This is a genomic window from Pedobacter sp. KLB.chiD (assembly GCF_047040275.1).
In the GTDB taxonomy this organism is placed as follows: domain Bacteria; phylum Bacteroidota; class Bacteroidia; order Sphingobacteriales; family Sphingobacteriaceae; genus Pedobacter.
The window spans coordinates 4,151,948-4,171,572 of sequence record NZ_CP178207.1; the positions used below are offsets into that span (position 1 = coordinate 4,151,948).

The window sequence follows — 19,625 nt, forward strand, 5'->3', positions numbered from 1 at the left end:
AATTCTGGCTGCTGGAATTAAGTGTTTAGTAAGCCAAGATCAGGCTGATTGCAGGTTAAATTTAGAAAATGAGCGGTTTATCGTTCTTGGCAATTACAGTCCCGCTATCGCTTATCGTCCTCGCTACGCTCCGGGCTATTCCGCTTTATCGGGTTTAGAAACAAAGGTTTATGCACCTGCAACACTCAAGATGAAGTGCTGTTGTAGCCCGATAAGCTGCTACCCCGGAGTGAAGAGGTGTGAGGCAGCGAAGCTTATAAGTGTAAAACAGAAATAAAAGTGATGTCTTTCACAGGTCTTGCGCTCCAAAATGAAAACATGGTTGGATTACCAAAACAAAAAATGGGCAACAAAAAACCCCGTAAGATCAAATCCTACGGGGTATATCCATTTTAAAGAAATAACTAAGCTATAACCGTTTTCTTTCTCTTCTTTTCTTCTGAATAAAAACCAAAACCTAAGCCGGCCAATAACAAGATCGATCCCGCCAAAGAGATTTTCTCTCCGGTATAATAAGATGTTGGATGGAAAATAAACTCGAGCTTATGGTTACCTGCCTCTAATTGTGCTGCACGTAAAACGTAATCGGCCCTGAAATATGGCTTCTCCACTCCATCAACATACATTTTCCAGCCCTTATCGTAATAAATCTCCGAAAACACTGCAATTGCATCTTTTGCCGTGGAGTATTCGTAAGTTAAATGATCAGGATTGTAGTTGGTTAATTTGATAAAACCTTCCTGACCAGTCCCCAAACGTTTGGTATCAATCAGGTTTTTATAGCTTTCGTCAACGATAGCCTCCTTTTTGGCATCAAAACTGCTGATTGCCTTCATTTCTTCGTCAGCATTTTTAGCAAACTGTACACTTTGCACAAACCAGGCATTACCCGCAGCCGTTGGGTTACGCTGCATTTTATATGATCCGTTTTGCTGATCTTGTGTAATGATGTACTTGGTATTTAACATGTCAAGAACGTCCTGGTTAACACTTTTAGAAAACTGATGTTGAATAAGCTCATCAAAACGTTTCAGTTTAGCGGCGTGATAACCACCAACTGTTTTGTGAAAGTTAGAGGTACTTGCATCGCTAAAAGTATTTATAGATGCATCATACACCCTAAAATTCGGGTCTTTATCAGCCATAATAAAATTATCAACGTCTCTTGGCTTAAAGAAATCAGAAGCCGTTTTTTTGTATTCAAAGTTTTGGTTATTCAAATACCTCCGGTCTACCTGCCACATATCAACCAGAACAGCCAGCGCCAACAATCCTAAAGCCAGTTGCGTGTTTAATTTTCTGGTAATAAACGCCCAAACGATTCCGAAACCTATCACTACAAAAAAGAATGAACGCAAAGCATCCGCACGACCTATCGCAATTCGATCTTCTACCAATCCATTGGCGATTTTTTGTGCAATGCTGGCATTATTTTGTAAAGTCTGCGTTAAAGCCTGCACAATCTGCATATGGTTTGATGCTTTAAAACTGAAAAACAGCGTAGGCGCAATGGCTACAATTAGCGCAAAACCACCGGTGATAGCAGCAGACCAGGTTAATTTTTTGATCAATATCTTTTGCTCAATATTCCCGTCCTGAATTTCCTTGATGGCTAAAATAGCCAACATTGGAACCATCAAGCCAACTACAGCCAAAATTGATTCTACTGCTCTAAACTTATTGTAAAGAGGGAAATAATCAAAAAACAAATCGCTTACCAGCGGGAAATGACGGCCAAAAGACAGGAGTATAAATAAAACTGTTGTAGCCAATATCCACCATTTTAAACGGCTACGAACAATAAATAACCCAAAAACAAATAAAAAGCAGATAATTGCACCAAAATAGTAACCACCTTGTGTAAATGGTTTCTCCCCCCAGTATTGTTGCATGTTTAATTGCCCGCCCAATTGTTGGATAGCTTGTGCGGTTTGTGCGGGATCGCCACCCGTAACTTCGGCTACAGCCTTATACATATTACCTTCAGGGTTAACCAATTTATCTATACCAGATGCTCCTCCATATAAATCCGGAATTAAAAAGGTAAAGCTTTCGCCAACACCCTGGCTCCATTGATAGGCATACTCTTTTGACATGCCCGAACCTTTTTCTGAAGGTGTTTCCGTATCAGTTAAATTTGATTTGCCACGGTTTGTTTCTTTTGCATATTCTGCCGTAGACCATAACAAACTCGCATTGATCATGATCGCAATAGCGACCGAAAAAGCAAGAAAACCGAACGATTTAAACAGGACAGGTAAGGTTTTGTTCTTAAATGCCTGGTAAAATTCTACAATTACGAATATAAAAATAGCCAGCATCAGATAGTAGGTCATCTGAACGTGGTTGGTCCTGATCTCAAGAGCTAAAAATAATGCCGTTAAACTCGCTCCATACCAATATTTTCCCCTTAGGGTTAGCAGGATACTGGCTATTATCGGCGCGAAGAAACCGATAGCCAATGCCTTACTGCTATGCCCGCTGGCAATTAAAACAAAGTTGTACATGGTAAATGTAAAGGCTATTGCACCTGCCGCAGCCAGCCATGGATTAACCCTTAATACGATAAATAAAAAATAAGCACCCAAAAGTAGCAGCAGAACTGTACCAGTTGGGTTAGGTAAGGCTTTTGTGATTAGCGCGATTCCGTAAGTAGCCCCGTTATAGGCATATGGCACCCAAATTTGATAAGCGGGCATACCACCAAACATCTGGTTGGTCCAGAGTGGTGCCTTCCCATCTTTTTCTTTAAAGTCCATAATTTCTTTTTGCATCGCTTGCGATTGGATCACATCGCTCTGCGCTGGCGCTTTACCTACCAAAACAGGACTGAAGTAGGCAAAAGTAATGACTACAAAAAATGCAATAATGGCCAAGTGAATGCCATTTTTATTAAACCAGTTATTCATTAAGGTTTGTTTAAGTTTAAACGAACGTCAAAAATAAAAAATTGAGCGGTATAAAAAAGCAATAAATGAAATGCATGCTGAATAAAAAATTAGTTTTGTGATAAAGAATAAAAATTTAACCTATTTATTATGAGAAAGTTTGTTGTTACGATAGCGCTTGCTATCTTATCTTTTTCTTCGTTTGCCCAGGTAATCAGTTTAAATAACGATGAAATAAATAGGCTAAAAACGCAGATCAAAAATGATGGGCAAACCAAAAAACTATACCAGGGCTTTGAAAAGTCGGCGTTAAACGATCTAAACGAGACACCCAACCCAATTGATACCATCCGAACAGAAGGATTATTAAAAGGAAATCCTCAAAAAGAGAAAACCAGACTGGCACTGGCAGATATGAACAAAATGTTTATACTAGCCTTACAATACCGCATTACTGATGACCGAAAATATTTAAACAAATGTGCAGAATTTCTTGTCTCATGGGCCAAAATCAATAAGCCAAATGGCGATCCTATTGATGATACCAATTTGGATAAAGCGATTGAAGCTTACGACCTGACCAAAAATGACCTGTCAAGCGCAGATAGAAAACAGGTTGAACAATGGTTAACTGAAACTGCATGGGCAGAAATAAACAGCAAGCGAATGAAAGCGGGAAGAGCTACTGCCATTAACAACTGGAACGCACACCGTTTAAAAGAAGTTGGCGAAATCGGCTATACCTTAAATAATCAGTACTTTATTAAATGGACCATTGACAATTTAAAAAGCCACATTAATATCAATTTAAATCCTGACGGGACAAGCCTAGATTTTAGAGCGCGTGATGCCATGCATTACCACATTTACGACCTGGAACCGATGTTGAAGTTGGCCATTATGATTGACAGGGCAAAGGGGCCTGACTTTTACACTTATCAGTCGCCAAAAGGATCCTCAATCAAAAAATCAGTAGAATGGTTGATTCCATATATTAATGGCGAAAAGCAACATGAAGAATATGTAAACACAACCGTTAAATTCGACCGCGACCGGGCCAAAAACAATGAGCCTGGATTTGCTCCAGGTACAATGTTTAAACCTGATCTGGCTTTACCCGTTTTAAAACGATCTGTGTATTTCGATAGAAAACAGGCCGATTTATTGAAAAGGGTAAATCACAATGAGACCGACTGGCAGATGGTATTAGATGAAATTCAACGCGAAGGCAAACTTACAAAATAAATAAAGTTTCAATAATTTTTGAAAGTTTAAAAATAATATTTATATTTGTTTATGGAATTGGCAGCAGCGAAATTAAAATTTATAGAAGCTTGGGGCAAACTAGGCTCAGAATGGGGAATTAACCGCACGATGGCCCAGGTACATGCATTATTGTTAATTTCTCCTGAAGCACTTACCACAGAAGAAATTATGGATGCGCTTAGCATCTCGAGGGGAAATGCCAATATGACTCTCCGCGATTTAATTGGGTGGGGCCTGATTGAAAAACAGCATAAAGCGGGCGAACGTAAGGAATACTTTTTCGCCGATAAGGATGTTTGGAATATTGCACGGCAGGTAGCTAAAGAACGCAAAAAAAGAGAACTAGAACCCGTCTTAAAAGTTTTAAATGAGCTATCAAATGTGGTGGGCGACGAAAAAGATCCGGAATATAAAACGTTTAAAAAATCAGTAAACGATATCAACAAACTTGCGGTAAACGTTGACAAAACTTTAGAAACGATGCTTAAAGCTGAAGAAAACTGGTTTTGGGGCTCGATACTGAAGGTGTTTAAATAGATTAGAAGGGGATGTAGGATGGAGTAGCAAGATGAAAGTAGCAAGTAGCAAGAGAGGTATACTTGGTAAGTTAAACGATAAGCCTTGCCCCCCTAAAACATACACCTTAAACCCTAAACGATACACCTTAAACCTCAACCAAAAGGCCTAACCAATTGTTCGGCTTTATTTTTTAACAAAAACTTTCAATTTTTACTGAAAATATTAAAAAATAAATAAAATGAAAACGCTTAAAAACCATGTGATTTTATTTGACAATGAGTGTCCGATGTGTTATGCTTATACCAAAGCTTTTGTTAAAACAGGAATGTTGTCTGAAAATGGCAGGGAGGCTTACCAGGAAATGCCATCAAACCTTTGCCCACTGGTAAACCATCAAAGGGCGGCCAATGAAATTGCCCTGGTGAATACCGAAACCGGCGAAGTTACTTACGGCATCAAGAGTTTGTTCAAAATTATTGCACACGCCATGCCCTTTTTTAAGCCTTTGTTTTTGTTTAGTCCTTTTATTTATCTGATGCAGAAACTTTATGCATTTATTTCTTACAACCGCAAAGTGATTATTCCTGTTGCTATAAAGGAAAATAGTTTACAACCCACTTTTAAACGCCATTACCGCATCGCCTTCCTAACTTTCACCTGGATTGTTACGGCCTATATATTAACCGGTTATGCGCATCTGCTTACCGGTTTTGTACCACCAGGCGGCAAATACCGTGAATATTTAATCTGTGGCGGCCAATTATTTTTTCAGGGTACGATCATTCGTTTTTATAAAAAAGAAAAACTCTGGGATTATTTAGGGAACATGATGACCATTTCCTTTGCAGGTTCGCTTTTACTCTTGCCTGTGATAGTGCTGGCAAGATACATCGACTTTGAGCCATTATTTTTTTTATTATGCTTTTTAATGGTTGCGGGACTGATGTTTTTGGAACATATCCGCAGGAGTAAGGTATTAAAGCTGGGCTGGGTGATGAGCATAACCTGGGCATTGTATCGCTTAATTGTTTTGGCTTTAATCTTAATTTTATAATGATCATGAAATATGGAAAAATTGTACTGGCTGGCGGAAATGGTTATTTGGGCGGTATACTGGCCAAATATTTTAGCAGTATGGCCGATGAAGTGATCATTCTGGCCAGAAAGCCACAAACCAGAAGAAACCATATTGAAACGGTGGTATGGGATGGCAAAAACATGGGTGAGTGGACGTCCAGCCTGCAAGGGGCCGACCTCTTAGTTAACCTTTGCGGCAAAAATGTAAACTGCAGGTATACTGAAAAAAACAAAAAGGAAATTTTTGACTCCAGATTGATCCCCACTCAACTATTAGGAAAAGTGATTGAAAAAACGAAAAATCCACCAAAATGCTGGATCAACATCACTTCTGCCACCATTTATCGCCACGCAGAAGACCACCCACAGGATGAACTGACAGGCGAAATTGGTAAGGGTTTCTCTGTTGAGGTATGCAAAGCCTGGGAAACTTGCTTTTTTGAAACCAACACACCCAATACCCGAAAAATAGCCCTTAGAATGGGCATTGTTTTAGGTCTGAAAGATGGAGCATTTCCACGCTTACTTAATCTGGTGAAACTGGGCATGGGTGGTAAACAGGGCAACGGGCAACAATACATGAGCTGGATCCACGAAAAGGACGCCGCCAGAAGTATCGAATGGTTGCTAAATCATCCGGAAATGGAAGGAACTGTAAACTGCACAGCACCAGATGCAATTAAAAACCATGTTTTTATGCACAGTATCAGAAAGGCCTTTGGTCGCAGTTTTGGATTGCCTGCCCCAGCCTGGCTATTGGCCATTGGCGCTAAAATTATTGGAACGGAAACGGAACTGATTTTAAAAAGCAGGTGGGTTAAACCAACGTTACTATTAAACAGTGGATTTGAATTTCGATATGGAAAGATTGGCGGTGCAATGACCGCGCTAAGCAGGCAACACCAAAGTAATTGTAATTAAAACCGGGGGGTATGCCTGTAATTATCTTAAAAACAATGATTAATGCTCCAATCGGACGCTGTTTTGACTTATCCAGAAGTATCGATCTTCATTTACAATCGATGAAATCGTCCGGAGAAAAAGCAATAGCCGGAAAAAACAGTGGTCTGATCAATTTAGGTGAATCTGTCACCTGGAGGGCCAGGCATTTTGGTATTTCATTTGAAATGACCAATAGGATTGCTACGTTGGAATATCCTACTTTCTTTATAGATGAGATGATTAAAGGACCTTTCAAAAAACTTAACCACCAGCACCAATTTAAAAGAATAGGTTATCAAACAGAGATGATTGATGTTTTTGAGTTTTGCGCACCTTTTGGCCTGTTGGGTTGGCTAGCGGAAAAGCTCTTTCTTAAAAATTATATGCTGAAACTCATCGAGGAAAGAAATAAGGCAATTAAATTTCAGGCTGAACGCTAATGTTAGTGTAAAATTCTTAAAGGTTACAAAAAACCCCGAAACAAGTTCAGGGCTGAATTTTATTTCACTTCTTCGTAATCGACAAAGTCGCCGAGTTTATCTGTTTTACTTTGATCGGGTTTTGGTGGCATGTAATCTATCGAAATAGAACCTTCAGGTTTCGATCGCCGCTGTTGTTGCTGCCCCGTAGCCTGACTCTGCATTTTGCTGGCCAGGTTATTAAACAGCATAGGTAAAATTAACCTGATCAACATTCTGATCAGCCAAAGTACCAATATTGTAATAAAAATGAATTTTACTAATGCCATGCTTTAAATTACTGTTGTTACAAATATAGACGTCGTAACATTTATTTTGTTACTTCCTAAGCCTTTAATTGCAATCCAATTACAAATACAGTACGCAAATCAGACTATAAAGGTTTTAATTATTTACGATTCTTAATCTTCAACAATTTCAGCTACGCGGCCAACCTGACCATCTTCGAGCCTCACTTTTATCCCTCTGGAATGAAATGCAGATGAAGTAAGCAGATTTTTTACTACACCATAGGTGATATTTCCAGATCGTTGATCTTTTTTCAGTATGATTCCGACTGCTAAGCCCGGATAAATGTCTTTTCTATTTTGCCCGTCCATGTGTACTGTAAATAATTAAAGACTCAAATTTCCATAATTATTTTGAGTGTTATGGTAGTTTACTGAAATCTATTTCAGGCTTTTTACCTGCAGTATTTCTGATAAAGATTTTTCCCCGCGGGGTATAATCATTAAAAAAGCCGCCGTTCTTTAAATAGAAGGCGCCGTTATCTACTCCTCCCTGATAGTCCATCCGGTATCCCTTTGCTCCGGTATCATCAGTGGTGAAACGTGCAGATTTTAATTCGGTCCAAATACCCTTATCGTCACAAATCCATTGGTTATCGAATAACACTTTTCGCGACAGGTCTCCTTGCTCCGGTGAAAAGTTTTCTAAAAAGGAATGAAAGCGTTTTAAATAGGTTTTAGTTTGCGGCCTTGTAAAACTGGCTATCAATTGCCATGTATTGGTTTCAGGGGCAAAGAAATAAGCGGTATAAGTAGTTGAGCTATCTTTTCCGGGTAGCCCATGCAGTAAGAACTTATAGGTGTTTCCTGCTTTCCACATATAGTTCAGGTAACTCTGACCTCCTGCTCCTTCATTACCAAATTCTCCTGTGTGCACACCTTCGCCTTTCCTGAGCATTTTTATCTTGTGCGATTCCGGGATACTTTTAGGGTCGTCAGTATTGAAAGGACTCCATACTGAAAACAAGATATGTCGCTCTGTCGGACTATTTACCTGCATACCGAAGTAACCTTCGCCAAAGCCATTCGCCATAAAATAAGATCCCAGGATATCTTCACCCTTTGGCACAGTTACTTCGTTGTAATACCACGCAGCATTTACATTTTCAGGCTGTTGATAATTTAGGTGAACCGATGGTCCGCGTCTGCCCCAATGAAAAAAATTGCCTTCGTTGTTTTTAACGTAAGCGGTCTTGCCTTCAATAGCTGTACCACCGATATTAAGGTTTTGAATGGAAGGGAATTTGCCCGCGCTTTTGCTTATTCCTTTAATGGTTATCGCCACGTAACCTGTATCCTGTATGTTCCAATCGCCAATTTTACTGTCAAAGGGCCTGCCCTCATCGAAACTAATCTTTTTGGGTTGGTTGTTAATGGAAAATTCCAAGGTTGACAACCCTTCTGCAACAGGTTTATCGCCAAACGAAATAACCAACGTACCGGGCTTTGAAACCCGGAGGTAAGCTGTAAAATATTCCTTTGGGTCAGACCAGTTTGTAATTCCCCTGTTGGATAATGTTCTTTCGGCATCTTGATGTAAAGAACTGTAGGCATTGCCTCCAAGTGGAAGGGAAATTGCCTGAGCATTTTGAGCATGGCTTTTTAGTCCCAAGGCGCCAAATACCATCAGTGCCAGTAGTTTTAGCGGTTTCATTTGATAATTTTTAGATCCCCCTTATTAAAAATAATTCTAGCTAAAATCATATAAAAATCGTGCTATCAAATCTTTATTTGCCGAATTTTTCGTTAAACATTTTCTCCAGCGCAAACATTTCATCACGCAGCTTTGCAGCCTGTAAAAAGTCCATGTCTTTTGCGGCTTTCTGCATATCCTTACGGGTATTATCAATTGCCCTTTGCAGCTCGGCCTTACCCATATACTGTACAATTGGATCGGCTGCAATACTGATTTCGGCATTTTCTACATAGGCTTTTGCTTTATTATCGCTTGCTTTTTGCGAGAAATCGAGTACTGAGGTCTGTTCTAAAATTGCTTCTCTCGATTTGCCGACAGTTTTGGGTACAATTCCATTTTCAAGATTATAGGCAATCTGTATATCTCTACGCCTGTTCGTTTCCGAAATGGTTTTTTCCATACTTTCGGTAATACCATCCGCATACATAATTACCCGGCCACGATCATTACGGGCTGCACGGCCGATGGTTTGAATAAGCGATTTTTCTGATCTTAGAAAACCTTCTTTATCCGCATCTAAAATCGCTACCAGTGTAACTTCTGGCAAATCCAAACCTTCCCGTAAAAGGTTAATTCCCACCAAAACATCAAATTCGCCCAGGCGTAAACCTCGCAGAATTTCTACCCTTTCTAAAGTTTTAATTTCGGAGTGGATATACCTGGTTTTGATGTTTAAGCGATCAAGATATTTGGTCAACTCTTCAGCCATACGCTTGGTTAAAGTCGTTACCAATACCCTTCCGCCGTCTTTTATCGTAATATCTATTTCATCTAAAAGGTCATCAACCTGATTAATGGCAGGCCTGATCTCTATAACAGGATCCAATAATCCGGTTGGCCTGATTACCTGTTCTACGACCACCCCTTCTGATTTCTCCAGTTCATATTCGGCAGGAGTAGCACTCACGTAAATGGTTTGTGGCGCAAGGGCTTCAAATTCGTTAAAGTTTAAAGGCCGGTTATCTAATGCGGCCGGTAAACGAAATCCATACTCAACCAAAGATAATTTCCTTGATCGATCTCCTCCATACATGGCCCTGATCTGCGGAACGGTTACGTGGCTTTCATCAATCACCATTAAATAATCATCGGGAAAATAATCCAGCAAACAGAAAGGCCGCATTCCAGGCTGTCTCCCATCAAAGAAACGTGAATAATTTTCAATACCAGAGCAATAGCCCAATTCTTTCATCATTTCAATATCGAAATTGGTCCGTTCCTCCAGTCGCTTTGCTTCCAGCAAATGCCTATCGGCAATTAACTGATTTTTACGGATTTCCAACTCTTCCTGTATACCCCAAATGGATTGATTAAATCGGTCTTTTGGCGTTACAAAAAGGTTGGCTGGATAAATGGCCATATCTTCTAGTTTTTCGAGTGTTTTGCCCGAAACAGGATCAATGGCTGAAAGTTCCTCAATATCATCACCGAAAAAAGAAATCCGGTAAGCATGATCAAGATATGCTGGAAATACATCAACAGTATCACCTTTAACCCTAAATGTTCCCCGTTTAAAGTCTGTAGTGGTTCTGGAATATAAAATCTCTACCAAACTATGCAAAAATGCATTTCTCGAAATCCGCAGCCCTACACCAAAGCGAAAAACCATGCGGGAAAAATCTTCTGGATTACCCATACCATAAATGCAGGATATGGATGATACTACAATAACATCCCGCCTGCCACTCATTAAAGCTGAGGTAGTACGTAAACGCAATTTCTCGATTTCCTCATTAATGCTCAGGTCTTTTTCGATATAGGTATTGCTCGATGCGATAAAAGCTTCCGGCTGATAGTAATCATAATAGGAGACAAAATAATTTACCGAATTTTCCGGAAAGAAATTCTTAAACTCTCCGTAAAGCTGTGCGGCCAGGGTTTTATTGTGACTTAAAATCAAAGTGGGCTTTTGGGTCTGTTCAATTACATTGGCTATAGTGAACGTTTTTCCTGACCCGGTTACGCCCAGTAAGGTTTGATAATGTTCGTTAGCGTTTACACCATCAACCAGCTGCTTTATCGCATGAGGCTGATCTCCGGTAGGTTTATATTCTGAAGTGATTTTAAATTTCATGAGTATATCAAATATACGATTAGCAGCTAAAGAGTAAAACAGGCGAAAGTCAGGAAAGTTATAAATTGATCAATTTACAATCTCTAATGATAAAGCTAATTTGGTAAGAATAGAATATTGCTTTAAAGCATTTAAACATATACAAACCTAGTAAATCAAAAGTTTGATTTTCGATTTACTAGGTTTATACATATATTTGTGTATGTTAATCATCAGAAATCTTGCAGCCCAATTAAGAAATAGACTTAAAAAATCTCCTGCTATTGCTATTCTCGGGCCACGACAGGTCGGAAAAACGACCTTGGCAAAAGATTTAAGCCATGATTACATATACCTTGATATGGAAAACCCCAGAGATGTTGCTAAATTACAGGATGCTTACACCTTTCTGGAAAGCCTCCAAGATCATACTGTAATTATTGACGAAGTACAGTTATTACCTTCATTATTTGCTTTATTACGCCCACTGATTGATGCTAAAAGAACACCGGGAAGATTTATCTTGTTGGGCTCTGCTTCACCAGAACTGGTTAAAGGTGTTTCTGAAACACTTGCCGGCAGAATTTCTTATCATGAATTATGTCCCATCGGACTAACTGAACTACCGGATAACATAGGTTTCGAACAGCACTGGTTTCGTGGCGGATTCCCGGAATCCCTGTTATCAGAAAACGACTTGCTTAGTAAAGAGTGGATTGATGATTTTATCGTAAGTTATGTAGAAAGAGATTTAGCAAAAATGTTTGGTGTAGATTTAGCCACTATGCTCCTCAGAAATTTCTGGAGTATGCTCGCACATTCGAATGGAAACTTATTTAATGGCGAATCTTTTGCGAGATCGTTAGGCGTTAGCGCACCTACTGTAAACCGGTATTTGGATTTTTTAGCGGGAGGTTTTTTGATCAGGCGATTACAGCCATGGTTTGTTAATGCCAAAAAACGGCTAATTAAATCGCCTAAAACATATATACGGGATACGGGAATTCTCCATCGTTTATTAAATATTCCAGGATATAACGATCTTTTTGGTCACCCGGCGGTAGGCGCGTCCTGGGAAGGATATGTAATTGAACAGATTTATCAAACGAAAGCCAAACAGATTGAGCTTTTCTTTTACAGGACTCAAACCGGAGCGGAATGTGATCTAATCCTTGTTCAGGGTATTACGCCAATAGCATGCATTGAAATTAAACTATCGAATGCGCCATCAGTATCAAAAGGCTTTATCAGCTGTATAAAAGACCTGGAACCAAAGTATAAGTACATCATTACACCAAAAAGCGAAACTTACCCATCTTCAAATGATATAACGGTAACCAACCTGAGAAATTTTCTGTTGAACATTTTGCCTCAGATTCAATAAAAAATCCCCGCTGAAAAAAGTCCAACGGGGATCTTGATAAATCTCGTCATGCGAAAGCTTTGGGATTCCGATCCGATAGCTAGCTATCGGATCAAGTTGGAAATGACGATTGTTGAAATCATATAATTATTTCCCGGCAGCCGCCTGCATTGGGTTTTTACCAACCGACTGCCCTCTTACGGCGCCGCCAGCTTTCATTTTGTAAACTTTGAATTTGCTTTCTTTTGCTTTACCTCCCCAGCTATTATTTGAGGTATCAATATCAGCAGTTTCACGCAGAGGGTCGACTAAAATTGAAGCAACCTCTTTGTTTTTCACATAGAATTTAGAAGTTTTAAGTTCATTGTGTCTCCAGATCTGCGCAGGGATACGGTCTATTTCTTTTGTTCCATCTTTATAAGTAAATTCTACAATGATCGGCATCACCAAACCACCTTTATTGCTAAAGCTCAGTTCGTATAAAAACTGGTTGGCATATTTACTTTGATCGGCCTCTGCAACCGCTTCTATAGGTGGTGACATATCCATTTTCGTTGCTACAGTGGTATCAACAGTAACCAGGCCTCTATCGTATTTATAATAAAAATCCTGAGCCGCAGTATTTTTATCTACATAGAAGCTGATTTTTTTGTCTTCTCGGTTTCTGATTTTAGAAATATCCTCAAAAGCATTTACGGCAGGTTTATCAATTTTAACCATTCTGGATCTGGCAGCAGGAACTTCTTTAGGAAAATCAGCTTTTGCAAATTTCACGCTATCTAAAGAGATATCACATGGATCGGTTCCATAAAACCATCCTCTCCAAAACCAATCTAAATCTTCACCACTGGCATCTTCCATGGTACGGAAAAGATCAGCAGGTTGAGGATGTTTAAAGGCCCAACGTCTAGAATATTCCTTAAACGCATAATCAAAAAGTTCTCTGCCCATAATCGTTTCGCGGAGAATGTTTAATCCCGTAGCCGGTTTTGAATAGGCATTTGGACCAAAACGTGCGATATTTTCAGAATTGGTCATAATTGGCTCCAGCTCATCTTTAGGCAGTTTCATGTAATCAACAATGGTATAGGCCGGTCCTTTTTTACTTGGAAATTTATTATCCCAAAGTTCTTCGGTTAAATACTCTACAAAAGAATTTAGTCCTTCATCCATCCAGGTCCACTGGCGCTCGTCGCTATTTACAATCATTGGGAAAAAATTATGCCCAACTTCATGAATAATTACCCCTAACATGCCATTTTTTGTGCTTTCGCTATAGGTACCATCTGCATCAGTACGGCCATAATTAAAACAGATCATCGGATATTCCATTCCGTTTGCTGCCTCGATACTCTGCGCAACGGGATAAGGATACGGGATGGTGAAATCTGAATAGGTTTTAATGGTATGTGCCACTGCACGTGTAGAAAATTTACTGTATAAGTTGTAAGCTTCTTTTCCATAAAAACTCATACACATTACGGTATTGTTATTGGCCTGAATTTTTTGAGGCATGGCATCCCAGATAAATTTACGGGAAGAAGTCCAGGCAAAATCGCGGACATTGTTTGCATTAAAAACCCAGGTTTTTTTAGCTGTAGATTTTTTGGTTTCTGCCAGTTTAGCTTCGGCCAAGGTTTGAATTTCTACAGGTGCCGCAGCCGTTTTTGCAGCATTATAACGGCTTAACTGTGTTGGGCTTAAAACAGCACTATAATTAATACACTCTCCGGTTGAACCCACCAGGTGGTCTGCCGGAACTGTCATTTGTACTTTAAAATCGCCAAAAGTTAAGGCAAACTCACCTCTACCCGTAAACTGATGGTTCTGCCACCCTTGAAAATCGCTGTATACACATAAACGTGGGTACCACTGGGTCATGGTAAACAGGTAGTTCCCATCCCCTGGAAAAAACTCATAACCACCACGGCCCCCAACACTCATCCGGTCGGATATTTTATAGTTCCAATTGATGTTGAAGATGAATTTCTGTCCGGTTTTTAACGCTATCGGCAAATCAATCCTCATCATGGTTTTGTTAACCGTATAAGGCAGGCTTTTGCCGGCTGCATCGGTTAATTTGGTAATATTGATGCCATAACCATTGTTGCCGGTTGCACTTAACTGATCTAAAGTTTTAGTGGTGCCTATTGCGGGCATTTTTGTCGCATCCTGGTAGTTTGCATTTCTATCTGCACTATGCTCATTTTCGTCAAGCTGCAGCCAGATATAGGTTAAAGGATCAGGAGAATTGTTGGTGTAGGTGATGGTTTCAGCGCCTGTTAACAACAGATTTTTTTCATCCAGCTCACATTTGATATTATAATCGGCACGCTGCTGCCAATATTTTACGCCAGGCGCCCCACTGGCCGTACGCTGTTCGTTCGGGGTAGGTAAAATAGTACCCAGCTGCTCAAACTTATTCCCATGGTTACTGCCAGGGTTATTCTGAATATTTTGAGCGATAGCCAAACTTCCGGAAAAGAAGAGCAGGCCAGTTAAAGTAAATAGTTTATTCATTGTACATTTCATTAAAAAGGAATTCGTTCTAAAGCCATTTTTAAAGCCAGACTAAATACGGCTGCTGATATAAATAAAACCCAACTTATACGTTTTATGCGGGTATAATTGAAAATTAAAAAGGTGATTAAAAGAATAATAATGACCATAAAAACCTGTCCGGCCTCTAAGCCTATGTTAAAGCCGAACAGCCCCCAACCAATCTGCTGATCTCTCGCCAACATAATCCTGATGGAATTTGCAAAGCCCATTCCATGGATAAGCCCAAAACCCAATGCCAAAAAGTAATTGATCTTGATTGATTTTAAAGAAAAATTTTTCCTGAACAAATTGCTGATTGCCGTAATGACGATGGTACAGGGAATCAGGAATTCTACCCATTTGCTATCAAATCTGATGATATCCAACACGCTTAAAAGCAAGGTAAATGAGTGGCCGATGGTAAAGGCCGTAACCAATATTAGTACCTGCTTTAAGTTAACATAGCTATAAATAGCCACCAGGGCTAAAACAAATAGCTGGTGATCTAAAGCATCCGCACTGATAATGTGCGCCCAACCCAATTTAAAATAAAAGATAAAATCTTGTAAGGGCATTGACTAATAAGCTAACTATTGGAACTAAAATAGTTTACAACAGTTAAAATTATATTTTTTAATTATAAAACCCCAAATATCCTTCAAATAAAAGCATAAATAGTAAATTTGTTACCGTTTTGGCTATTTACACCCATAATCTGATTGGCTTTAAGTATAACTTTGTTCTTTCTTAACAAAAACCCGATGCGTAAACTAAAATATATCCTGCTGTTTTTGTGCTGTGCTTTTTTTTCGGTTAAGGCGGAAACAAAACATCCCTTACATGTAAGCACTACTGAAGTTAACTTTAATGCAAAAGATAAAACATTAGAAGTAAGCTGTAAAATCTTTTCAGACGATTTCGAGGCAATTCTGGCCAGATTATACAAACAAAAAATCGATCTGGGCAATCCAAATTTAAAGAACGCTATGGATGAACTGGTAAAAAAGTACCTGCTTGCTCATTTACAGCTAAAAGCCAATGGCAAAACCGTTGCCCTGAACTACATCGGTTTTGAGATCGATCACGAAGCCACCAATATTTACCTCGAAGTTGAAAAAGTGGCAACCTTAAAATCTGTTGAAGTTAATGACAGCATTTTATACGATATGTTCGATGACCAGATGAGTATAGTTCATGTGGTGAAGGGCAACAACCGTAAAAGCACCAAAATCCTTTATCCCGAAAAGAAATTCACGGCAAACTTTTAACTGCCATTTTTGTATTAGGTAATGGCCCGGTGTTAAATTACCGTTAATTTTAATGGTCAATATTTTTAGGTTAATATTTGGCTAAGATATATTCTTGTACTCTTTTTTTAAATACCGTGTTGTTAAAAATAAGTTATGCAGCTAATCATCTTCTCCAACATATTAACGCCCCGGATTAAATATATCTTCAATTTTATTTTTAAAGATATCCTTAAAGCAGAAATAGAATTTACAGGCAACAGTCAATACTTTCTGCAAAGCGAACACATTAAAATCAGTTACGGTGATGCGCCTCTGGGCGACGAAATTTTCTTTAAAAGCACACCATTGCTTTTCTCCAATAAAGTAGAAGATGTTAAACCCAAAACCGTATCGTTTGGCGAATACCAGGTACCTTTTCCGGTCAGTCGGTCTGCCTTACCATTTGATGTTTTTGCAGCTTCCTTTTTTATGATCAGCCGGTACGAAGAATACCTGCATCAGCAAAATACTGAGGACGCCTTTAAGGCATCAAAAAGTTATCAGCATAAATGGCGGATACTGGATAAGCCGATTATAGATGAGTGGGCATTAATGATTAAAAGTCTCATCAAAAAGAAACATCCCAACTTTAAATTTCAGGAAAAGAAATTTCATCACCAGCCTACCGTCCATTTTAGCATGTTAACCCATTTGCCTGAGGGTTTCTTAAATAAGACCAAATTCATTTTCAGCACTTTATTTAAAAAAGAGAATAATTATCTGAATTCGAAATTTGACAGGTTAACGGGAATTGGCATCAATAATGAACAAGTACTCGAAGAAGTAAAAAAAATCTTTGTTTCAAAAAAAAGTAATCCTCTTTATTTTGTCGATTTTCCTGATGTCCCGATTGATTTTTTCAAATTAGATAACATGTCTAAAACCTTGAGCAATCAATCGGTCGGTTTGTTAAGTCCCTGCGCCAGTAACAAACAAAATATGACTGAAATTAAAGAAGGTTTGGTGAAACTCAAAAAAATACATCCAGATCTCATCACGTTAACCAGCCAACAGCTGGATGCATTAAAATTCCCGGTATGTTATTTAAATATGCTTAATTCAGGAATTACTTCAGATTATTCGATGGGTTATAACCATGTACCAGGATTTAGGGCGGGTACGTGTACTCCGTTCAACTGGTATGATCTCCAGCTCGAGAAAGTTACACCTTTAATGATCAATTCTTATTGCTTAACTGACCATAGCCTCCAGTTTTTAACCCGAGAAGAGGCCATAAAAGAAATATACCACTACATTGATGCGGTTAAGGTAGTAAACGGGGCTTTTTATAGCAGCTGGAGCCTGAAAAGTTTGTCAGGCCATCCGAAATACAAGAAATTAAAATTACTCTTCGAAGAAATATTGCGTTATGCAGGGAATTGATTTTAACTTACCTTATTCAGCTTAGAATTGCTAAATTTAATGATTGAACCCATAATTGTTGCAAATCCATCATATTCCAAAAATAAAATCATGATTTTTGATATCAGCAAGACAAAATCTATTGCTAATACCTTCATAGCCGAACTCCGGGATGAACATATCCAAAAAGATTCTATGCGTTTCCGCAAAAACATGGAGCGGCTAGGCGAATTTTTTGCCTACGAGATCAGCAAATCATTAAAATATGTTGCCCGCGAAACCGTAACCCCATTAGGCGTATCTTCCTGCGAAGTTTTAAGCGAACAACCCGTTCTGGCTACCATACTCAGGGCAGGGCTTCCACTCCAACAAGGCCTGCTTAACATCTTCGATAAAGCCGAATGCTGTTTTATTTCCGCTTATCGCAAAGAGCATAATGGCGGCAACTTTGTGATCCAAATGGATTACGTTTCTACCCCGGATTTAGAAGGAAAAGTTTTGATTATGGCCGATCCGATGCTGGCTACCGGACAAAGCATGGTGATGTGCTGTAAAGAGCTGATCAACCGCTACAAAATTGCCGAGCTTCATATCGTTGCGGCAATAGCCAGTGCCGAAGGTGTTGCGCATGTACGTGCCAACCTGCCTAAAGCAAAACTTTGGCTCGGGGCAATAGACCAGGAAATGACCAGTAAATCTTACATTGTACCGGGCCTTGGCGATGCCGGGGATTTAGCTTATGGAGAGAAGGTTTAGGTTAGTCCTCGGTCTGAAGTCCGGAGTCTTATAATGCTCAATTAAAATGAATATTCTCTTTGTATGCAGTAGAAATAAATGGCGTAGCGCAACTGCCGAAACCATGTATAAAAATCACCCCGAGCATCAGGTACGATCAGCCGGAACCGAACCATCAGCAAGGATTAAAATCAGTGCAAAACTGATAGCCTGGGCCGATCTGATTTTTGTGATGGAGAAAAAACACAAACAAAGAATTACTGAACGTTTTCCTGACGAAGTTCGCGAAAAAGAAATCATTACTATGGATATCCCGGATGATTACCAATACATGGATATGGAGCTTATCGAAGAAATTGATTCAAAAGTTGCCCATTATCTAACCGAACCTGGATGATTATCCTATCGGTTGGTATCGGATCTACCAAATAGGTTTTAGGAAACGAGCATGCGGTAACCCGAAAATGAAATACAGGCACTGGTTGCAGCGATACCCTGCAGCAACGAGGTGCGAGGAAGCGAAGCGTACAAGCGGAAAACAGAAAGACATTTAGTGTCTTATTCTGGCTCTGCGCTCCTTTAATAAGACTATTTTTACAATCTGCTGGTGTCTAATCAACCCAAATAGAATTAGGAAATGAGCATGCAGCAGTCCCTGGCGGCGGGTAGCCCTGCTTTACGCTTTACTCCGTTTCACTTCGTGCCCGCTTCAATCAGGTTTAGGAACAAGGACTCTGCGTCTGGCACCCAAAAAATAAAATACAGGTGTAGCCACCTAGCCCTGGTTGCAGCGATACCCTGCAGCAACGAGGTACGAGGAAGCGAAGCGTACAAGCGGAAAACAGGAAGACATTTAGTGTCTTATACTGGCTCTGCGCTCCTTTCAATAAGAATATTTTGCAGTCTGCCGGTGTCTAACCAACCCAAATAGAATTAGGAAATGAGTATGCAGCGGTCCCTGGCGGCGGGTAGCCCTGCTTTACGCTTTACTCCGTTTCACTTCGTGCCCGCTTCAATCAGGTTTAGGAACAAGGGCTCTGCATCCGGTACCCCGAAAATAAAATACAGGTGTAGCCACCTAGCCGTGGTTGCAGCGATACCCTGCAGCAACGAGGTACGAGGAAGCGA

The 19,625-nt window shown here is 39.6% G+C and carries 17 protein-coding genes; 10 read left to right on the plus strand and 7 right to left on the minus strand.

Annotated elements, in window-relative coordinates; translation table 11 throughout:
• Window positions 1-404: 404 nt before the first annotated feature.
• Window positions 405-2,909 (minus strand): YfhO family protein, encoded by a 2,505-nt coding sequence (locus ACK1I8_RS17015; RefSeq protein ID WP_412466486.1) that lies wholly within the window; start codon window positions 2,907-2,909, stop codon window positions 405-407.
• Window positions 2,910-3,038: 129 nt separating this feature from the next.
• Here ACK1I8_RS17015 and ACK1I8_RS17020 point away from each other — a divergent pair, with 129 nt between their 5' ends.
• The 5 genes from ACK1I8_RS17020 (at window position 3,039) to ACK1I8_RS17040 (ending at window position 7,132) form a co-directional block, all read left to right on the plus strand.
• Window positions 3,039-4,133 (plus strand): alginate lyase family protein, encoded by a 1,095-nt coding sequence (locus ACK1I8_RS17020; RefSeq protein ID WP_412466487.1) that lies wholly within the window; start codon window positions 3,039-3,041, stop codon window positions 4,131-4,133.
• Window positions 4,134-4,184: 51 nt separating this feature from the next.
• Window positions 4,185-4,691 (plus strand): GbsR/MarR family transcriptional regulator, encoded by a 507-nt coding sequence (locus ACK1I8_RS17025; protein WP_412466488.1) that lies wholly within the window; start codon window positions 4,185-4,187, stop codon window positions 4,689-4,691.
• Window positions 4,692-4,911: 220 nt separating this feature from the next.
• Entirely contained in the window at window positions 4,912-5,727 is an 816-nt protein-coding gene (locus ACK1I8_RS17030) for a DUF393 domain-containing protein (RefSeq protein ID WP_412466489.1), read from the plus strand.
• A 5-nt stretch (window positions 5,728-5,732) separates the two neighbouring features.
• The gene (locus ACK1I8_RS17035) at window positions 5,733-6,671 is read left to right on the plus strand and encodes a TIGR01777 family oxidoreductase (protein ID WP_412466490.1); all 939 of its coding nucleotides are present in this window, start codon (window positions 5,733-5,735) and stop codon (window positions 6,669-6,671) included.
• A gap of 11 nt (window positions 6,672-6,682) precedes the next feature.
• Window positions 6,683-7,132: an SRPBCC family protein gene (locus ACK1I8_RS17040; protein WP_412466491.1), complete on the plus strand. Its 450-nt coding sequence runs from the start codon at window positions 6,683-6,685 to the stop codon at window positions 7,130-7,132.
• Window positions 7,133-7,191: 59 nt separating this feature from the next.
• Here ACK1I8_RS17040 and ACK1I8_RS17045 read toward each other — a convergent pair whose 3' ends face one another.
• The 4 genes from ACK1I8_RS17045 to uvrB form a co-directional block, all read right to left on the minus strand.
• Window positions 7,192-7,440 carry a DUF4834 family protein gene (locus tag ACK1I8_RS17045; RefSeq protein WP_029278588.1) on the minus strand — a complete coding sequence of 83 codons (249 nt, stop codon included), beginning with the start codon at window positions 7,438-7,440 and terminating at the stop codon, window positions 7,192-7,194.
• A gap of 132 nt (window positions 7,441-7,572) precedes the next feature.
• Entirely contained in the window at window positions 7,573-7,770 is a 198-nt protein-coding gene (locus ACK1I8_RS17050; protein WP_412466492.1) for a YwbE family protein, read from the minus strand.
• A 49-nt stretch (window positions 7,771-7,819) separates the two neighbouring features.
• Window positions 7,820-9,112, minus strand: coding sequence for a DUF3472 domain-containing protein (locus tag ACK1I8_RS17055; RefSeq protein ID WP_412466493.1), 1,293 nt, complete (start codon window positions 9,110-9,112; stop codon window positions 7,820-7,822).
• A gap of 73 nt (window positions 9,113-9,185) precedes the next feature.
• Window positions 9,186-11,228 carry an excinuclease ABC subunit UvrB gene (gene uvrB, locus ACK1I8_RS17060; protein ID WP_412466494.1) on the minus strand — a complete coding sequence of 681 codons (2,043 nt, stop codon included), beginning with the start codon at window positions 11,226-11,228 and terminating at the stop codon, window positions 9,186-9,188.
• A gap of 202 nt (window positions 11,229-11,430) precedes the next feature.
• Between uvrB and ACK1I8_RS17065 the strand changes: the two genes are divergently transcribed.
• Window positions 11,431-12,591 (plus strand): ATP-binding protein, encoded by a 1,161-nt coding sequence (locus tag ACK1I8_RS17065; protein ID WP_412466495.1) that lies wholly within the window; start codon window positions 11,431-11,433, stop codon window positions 12,589-12,591.
• Window positions 12,592-12,717: 126 nt separating this feature from the next.
• On the opposite strand, the gene ACK1I8_RS17070 is transcribed toward ACK1I8_RS17065, so the two are convergent.
• Complete coding sequence (locus tag ACK1I8_RS17070; protein ID WP_412466496.1) at window positions 12,718-15,090, minus strand: M1 family metallopeptidase; 2,373 nt, start codon at window positions 15,088-15,090, stop codon at window positions 12,718-12,720.
• An 11-nt stretch (window positions 15,091-15,101) separates the two neighbouring features.
• On the minus strand, window positions 15,102-15,686 hold the full coding sequence (locus tag ACK1I8_RS17075; protein ID WP_412466497.1) for a HupE/UreJ family protein: 585 nt from the start codon (window positions 15,684-15,686) through the stop codon (window positions 15,102-15,104).
• 186 nt (window positions 15,687-15,872) lie between these two features.
• Here ACK1I8_RS17075 and ACK1I8_RS17080 point away from each other — a divergent pair, with 186 nt between their 5' ends.
• From ACK1I8_RS17080 to ACK1I8_RS17095, 4 genes are all read left to right on the plus strand, one after another.
• Window positions 15,873-16,379 carry a DUF6702 family protein gene (locus ACK1I8_RS17080; protein WP_412466498.1) on the plus strand — a complete coding sequence of 169 codons (507 nt, stop codon included), beginning with the start codon at window positions 15,873-15,875 and terminating at the stop codon, window positions 16,377-16,379.
• Window positions 16,380-16,514: 135 nt separating this feature from the next.
• Complete coding sequence (locus tag ACK1I8_RS17085; protein WP_412466499.1) at window positions 16,515-17,783, plus strand: DUF7033 domain-containing protein; 1,269 nt, start codon at window positions 16,515-16,517, stop codon at window positions 17,781-17,783.
• Between the two features lie 90 nt (window positions 17,784-17,873).
• Complete coding sequence (gene upp / locus ACK1I8_RS17090) at window positions 17,874-18,518, plus strand: uracil phosphoribosyltransferase (protein WP_412469389.1); 645 nt, start codon at window positions 17,874-17,876, stop codon at window positions 18,516-18,518.
• Window positions 18,519-18,564: 46 nt separating this feature from the next.
• Window positions 18,565-18,894 carry a low molecular weight protein tyrosine phosphatase family protein gene (locus tag ACK1I8_RS17095; RefSeq protein ID WP_412466500.1) on the plus strand — a complete coding sequence of 110 codons (330 nt, stop codon included), beginning with the start codon at window positions 18,565-18,567 and terminating at the stop codon, window positions 18,892-18,894.
• Window positions 18,895-19,625: the final 731 nt, after the last annotated feature.